Genomic DNA, 5712 nt, shown 5'->3' with positions numbered 1-5712 from the left:
TCCTCTATCTTCTCTCCCTTATGGTTTTGAAGAATGTCGTCAAGTGCAGCAATCGCTTCCTTGGTCTTTTTTTGATAGGCGAGTAAATCGGCTTGGGCATATTTTTTGAGGGCGGTTTGTGTGGAATCCTCTAGGGAGTTGTCGGCGATGAGCAGGCTTAGTTGCATGGCATCATTGGCAATCAATTGTGACGTAGAACTGCGAAGTACCTTTAATTGGGTGAGTGCCCAATCAAAATCGCCCTTGTAAAAACTGGTTTGCGCCACTTTGAACCTCGCATCTTGTCCCAGTACATCATTTTTTAGGCTTTTTTGTACCTGGGAAAAATAGATAAGCGCCTGATTGAATTTTTTATCAAAAACCAGAATATCGCCCAAGGCGAGTTTTACATAGGCTTTTCCACGCGCATTCAAGGGCAGTTCCAAACAGTTCCTAAGCATTTCAATGGCAATTTCGGGGCTGTCCATTTTAAATGTCAGGAAATTGGCATAGGCGATTTGTAGTTGTAGGGTCTGGCTTTTATACCCATAGGTTTCGATCAGGGTTTTAAATAATGCATCAACCTCGGCCACGGTTTTCTTTGTCTCGTCAATCAACTGTATATCGATCAAGTTCAATTGGGCGTTCAGTCGCGTGACCTCATCCAGGGATTTTTCGGTAATGAACTCGAAAATCGATGTGGCGATTTCAGTCTCATTATCGTTCAATGCCAAGTCCCCTAAGTTGACCAGACGTTGAATGGTACCGCCTTCCATGCGTTTGAAAATGGCTTTCTCCTGTCTAAAGGCACTACTGTATTCCTTTTGCTGTACAAACAACCAGCTTAAAAGATCGTTCCAAAGTAGGTCGGGATCTTGTTGTGCATGTTGCAATAATATTTTTTTCAGTTTGATGTTGTTTTCATTTTCAGGATCTGGGGAAATAAAATCATCGAGACTGCGAAGCACATTCGATTTTGAGGTTTTGCCATTGACAAGTAAATTTAAATAGGAGTTGTACATCTTATCGATATCTCCCTGTTCACCATATATGCGGGCCATTTGGTAATTATAGTCCAATTTTGGATTGAGTTCCATGGCCCTTGAATAGGCTTTTAGCGCATAATCCAAAAGGGAATATTTTTGAAATCGAAGCGCAATGCTATAACCAAGGTTTGGATTGTCATCAATTCTGGCAAGCGCCTGTCCATAGTATTCCGAAGCCTTGACCGGGGCATTTTGTAACGCGTGGTTATACCCCAATTCAATGAGCAATATGGGGTAGGTATTCCCTTGGTTTATTTTTTGAAGCAAGAAATCCTCTGCCTCGGTATAGCGTTCCAACTGTTGGTAACAAGCGATCAACCCTTCTGAATAATCGGTTCTCCTCGGGTTTTTTTCTACCAACTTCTCGTAGAAGACCACCGCTTTTTCAAAATCACCATCATTAAAATACTGCTTGGCCAAAAAATCATCCTGGGCGGAAACCAATTGTGAACAGCAAAAAACAAAGAAAATCAAGAATACCCTCAAAAGCACATTTTTCCCAAAGATACGGAGAAAGCGATAAGCCGATGTTAAGGTTTATAAAAAACCCATTTAGTCAATAGTTGAAAAGCCACAGTAAGGAACCAGCACGTCCGGTATCTTTATGCCCTTGGGGGTTTGGCAGTTTTCCAAAATGCCGGCCAAAACGCGGGGCAGGGCCAAGGAACTGCCATTCAAGGTGTGTGCCAATTGGGTTTTCCCGTTTTCATCCCTATACCTAAGTTTCAATCGATTGGCCTGAAAGGCTTCAAAGTTGGAGATCGAGCTGATTTCCAACCAACGATCCTGGGCGGTAGAGAATACCTCAAAATCGTAGGTAAGGGCAGACGTAAAGCCTAGGTCTCCGCCACAAAGGCGTAAAATACGGTAGGGCAATTGCAACTCCCTCAAAATGGTCTTTACATGTGCTACCATCCCATCTAAAGCATCATAGGAATTGGCGGGATGCTCGACCCGGACAATTTCGACCTTATCGAATTGATGCAAACGGTTCAGGCCGCGAACATGTGCCCCATAACTACCGGCTTCCCTTCTAAAACAAGGGGTATAGCCCGTATACCGAATAGGAAAATCACTTTCGTTCAGGATTACATCGCGAAAAATATTGGTCACAGGTACTTCCGCTGTCGGTATCAGATAGAGGTCATCGGCCCCTACGTGGTACATTTGCCCTTCTTTGTCCGGCAATTGCCCCGTACCATACCCTGAGGCTTCATTGACCAGATGGGGCACTTGTATCTCGGTATACCCAGCAGCCGTATTTTTATCTAGGAAATAGGCGATCAATGCCCGTTGCAATCGGGCACCTTTACCTTTGTACACTGGGAAGCCTGCTCCCGTGATCTTTACGCCAAGTTCAAAATCGATGATGTCGTATTTTTTGGCGAGTTCCCAATGGGGTAAGGCCGATGGATCCAATGTTGGGATAGTGCCTTCCCTGAATACCTCTTCATTGTCTTCCTCGGTGTTGCCTGCTGGGACCAACGCATGAGGGACATTGGGAATTTGATATAGCAAGGCCTGTAGTTCTTGGGCAACGTTGTCCAGTTCCTCAGCCAGGCGTTTGGAGTCTTCCTTTAGACTACCAGTTTTCTCCTTTAAAATATTGGCCTCTTGGGCCTTTCCACTTTTAAAAAGGATACCGATCTCTTTGGATAGTTTATTTGACTCGGCCAAGGTGTTGTCCAATAGGGTTTGTGTGGTACGCCGTTTTTCGTCCAATTGGAGTACTTTGTCCAATAAGGGGGCGGCATCGATATTCCGCTTTTTTAGGGCGGCGATGATGTTATCCTTTTCTTCTCTTACGACCTGTAGCTGTAGCATGGGATTTTGATTAAGCGCCAAATTTAAGGTTAATTGATCAATGTATCAATTGGGGGTTTAACTATTTTATCCTTTCCTTTTGCTCGTAGATTGAAGGCAAGATCCAGTCATGATGGCCGAAGTGATCCCATTTTTCATCGGCCAGATCCACTTCGGGGTCAATAAAGGGTTTATAGGGTTTACCGTTGATACTCACCTTTGAATTCAGGGCATACACAGAAACACGTTCCCCTTTTGTTTTATGCACCTGTTTTAGATGTTGGGAAAATTGCCAAATAAAATCGGGGTAGGCAGCAATTTTCCTTTGTTGTTTCTTGGTCAAATGGTCTTTTAGTTTCACCATATAAGCACCGCCGTTGTCTTGGTTGACAACCTTGAATTGTATTTGTCCCTGGCGACTTCGTAACATCATACGCCAACTCAGGCGATGGCCTTCCTCGGTCCAAAGGACATCATCCTTAATGAAATGGTGACGGATTGGCAGTAAGACCTGTATCAAAAAATAGAGGCCACATCCCAGGAGCAACCAACTTCTGTATGAAGGAATTACATTCCCATTATCGCTGTAAACCCTTTTATCCTTAAAGAAAATGCCACGTATGGTTTTGGGGTCAAAAAAGAATACGGTAAACGCCAAGGCCAGATACGGGAAAATACCGATTTGAAAAATCAATGAATTAGAAAGATGAAATACAATGCTGATGATAAAGGCCATCTTTCGTGTGGGTTTCCAAAGCAGGGCAGGTATGATCAACGCGTCGAACACAATGCCAGTTATCCCAATGGTTTTATGTACCCAGGGTTGTTGCAAGATTGGGCCTATGATTGGAAAGTCCTTTCTTTGCTGCATTAAGATTTCGATGGTACTGAAATCGAGCCAATCGCCATACAATTTGGCAATTGAAGCATAGGTGTAAACCAAGAATAGTTGGGCGACGACTATCCATTTTACATAGGAAAACATGCTCTTGGACTGGATTGATGGATTTCGTCTTGCATCTAGTGATAAACCTGCATTTGCGGGAAAAAAACACATCATGAACGAGATGAGGGCCAAAAGATAATAATGGTTATTGTACGAGGATTTTTGCATCAGATACACCCCAAGCCACAAAATAGTGAAGCCAATGATACTAAATCGGTATTTAAGTCCCAAGGTTATGAGAATCCCTAAAATGCCCATGATGCCAAAATAGAAGTACATGCCATTTCCGGGCAAGGGTTGTAGCCATTCAAAACCGATAAACGTAAACGTGAATTTAGGGGCTATCAAGGTTTCCCTGACCCAGCCCGTTGCTATGGCCCCGAAACTTTCCACCGCAATTAAAATACCGAAGAATACCCTAAAAATCAGTAAGGGGGAGTTGTCAACTTTGGTGAAAAGTAAACGGTCGAACATTATTTGTTGAGAATAGAGAGCGATGTCGCTTTGTCTTTTTCCAATTGATTCCTTAACGCCGTAATCGATTCGAATTTATGTTCATCGCGAATACGCGCCAAAATATCGACCTGTATCCGTTGGTCGTAAAGATCGCGGTCAAAATCAAAAAAATGGATTTCAATACTCTTTGCAGTACCGGAAACCGTTGGGTTGTAACCAATATTCATCATTCCAAATACCATTTCGCCTTCTATGTTGGCCTGTACCACATAAACGCCGTTTTTAGGTATTAGTTTATAGGTTTCCTTTATGAACAGGTTCGCTGTGGGAAAATCGAGGGTACGCCCCAAACCTTTACCTTTCTTCACTTCACCCGTTAACATATACGGATAGCCCAAATAGGCGTTCGCAGTTTCTATGCCTCCCTCTTCCAAGGCCTTGCGGATCTTGGTGGAACTTACCGATACCTCATCGACTTCCTGTGCCGGTATTTCGTCAACCTCGAAATCCAAAGCATTTCCAAATGCTATAAGATCATTGATGTTGGCATCCCTATTTCTGCCAAACCGATGGTCATAACCAATGATTATCTTTTTGACCCGCAAGGCATTGACCAGAATATCCCGAACGAATTCCGTTGCCGATAAACGCGAAAATGTTTTGGTAAAAGGATGGATGATGAGATAATCAAGATCAAGGCGCTCCAAAATCATCATCTTTTCATCAATAGTGTTCAAAAGTTTGATTTCGGTGTCTTTTTGCAATACCATTCTTGGATGGGGGAAGAAAGTAAGTACGGTCGATTTTAAATTTCGGGACTTGGCATTTTCGATAAGTTTTAGGAGGATTTTCCTATGCCCGATATGCACCCCATCAAAGGTGCCTATGGTAATGGCCGTGGGGTGCTCTTTATCATATTTATCAATGCTTTGGACTGTTATCACGTAGAATAAAAAATAAAAAGACTTATATTTGATTGGCTATAAAAACCCCTTAATGGTTTCAAAATTACGTCTAGTTTTTTCAATATCCATATTATTTCTTTCCTTTTACGGATATTCGCAACGTAATTATTGGAAGCAGGAATCAGGACCGGCTAACCTAAATGCTTCGATATCAAAACGATTCGAGGTTCAAAAAGGAAAGGTATATTCCTTTGATGAGACCAAATTCAAGAATGATATCAGTAAAGGGCAAACAAGCAAAAAAATCCCCATAACAGTACGTTTTCCAAATGAAAAAGGGGAATATATCGATTTTTTTGTGAATGAGACCCCTGTCTTTTCGCAAAAACTGGCCGCCAAATATCCCAATATAAAATCGTACTCGGGGTACAGTTTGAAAAATAGGGATGATAAGATTCGTTTTAGTGTTTCCCACAAGGGCATACAGGCTATGATTGTTTACGGAAATCAAAAGGGCAATTGCTTCCTGCAAAAAACCTCGGATGGCACATATATTAGTTATACCCATGATGGGGAG

Annotated in this window: 4 protein-coding genes and 1 pseudogene; 1 reads left to right on the top strand and 4 read right to left on the bottom strand. The window is 42.4% G+C overall.

Translation table 11 applies throughout. The features are described from left to right. The 4 genes from WBM98_RS11710 to WBM98_RS11695 all read right to left on the bottom strand — a co-directional run. A partial coding sequence (locus WBM98_RS11710; RefSeq protein ID WP_424366204.1) for a tetratricopeptide repeat protein occupies positions 1-1517 on the bottom strand: 1517 nt, incomplete at its 3' end. A 60-nt stretch (positions 1518-1577) separates the two neighbouring features. Continuing rightward, a complete protein-coding gene (gene serS, locus WBM98_RS11705) occupies positions 1578-2849 on the bottom strand; it encodes a serine--tRNA ligase (RefSeq protein WP_424366203.1) in 1272 nt (423 codons plus the stop codon). Positions 2850-2910: 61 nt separating this feature from the next. Further along, positions 2911-4248, bottom strand: a complete 1338-nt coding sequence (locus WBM98_RS11700) for an HTTM domain-containing protein (protein WP_424366202.1) — start codon at positions 4246-4248, stop codon at positions 2911-2913. After that, positions 4248-5174 (bottom strand): bifunctional riboflavin kinase/FAD synthetase, encoded by a 927-nt coding sequence (locus tag WBM98_RS11695; protein WP_424366201.1) that lies wholly within the window; start codon positions 5172-5174, stop codon positions 4248-4250. Before WBM98_RS11695 ends, WBM98_RS11700 begins: the two co-directional genes overlap by 1 nt. 52 nt (positions 5175-5226) lie before the next feature. On the opposite strand from WBM98_RS11695, the pseudogene WBM98_RS11690 reads away from it, so the two are divergent. Continuing rightward, positions 5227-5712 (top strand): annotated as a pseudogene (locus tag WBM98_RS11690) (proprotein convertase P); the annotation flags it as partial.

Origin of the sequence: Maribacter sp., assembly GCF_049667165.1 — a bacterium.
In the GTDB taxonomy this organism is placed as follows: domain Bacteria; phylum Bacteroidota; class Bacteroidia; order Flavobacteriales; family Flavobacteriaceae; genus Maribacter_A.
The sequence above is the reverse complement of the archived record's forward strand: the minus strand, read 5'-3'. Positions and strand labels throughout refer to the sequence as shown.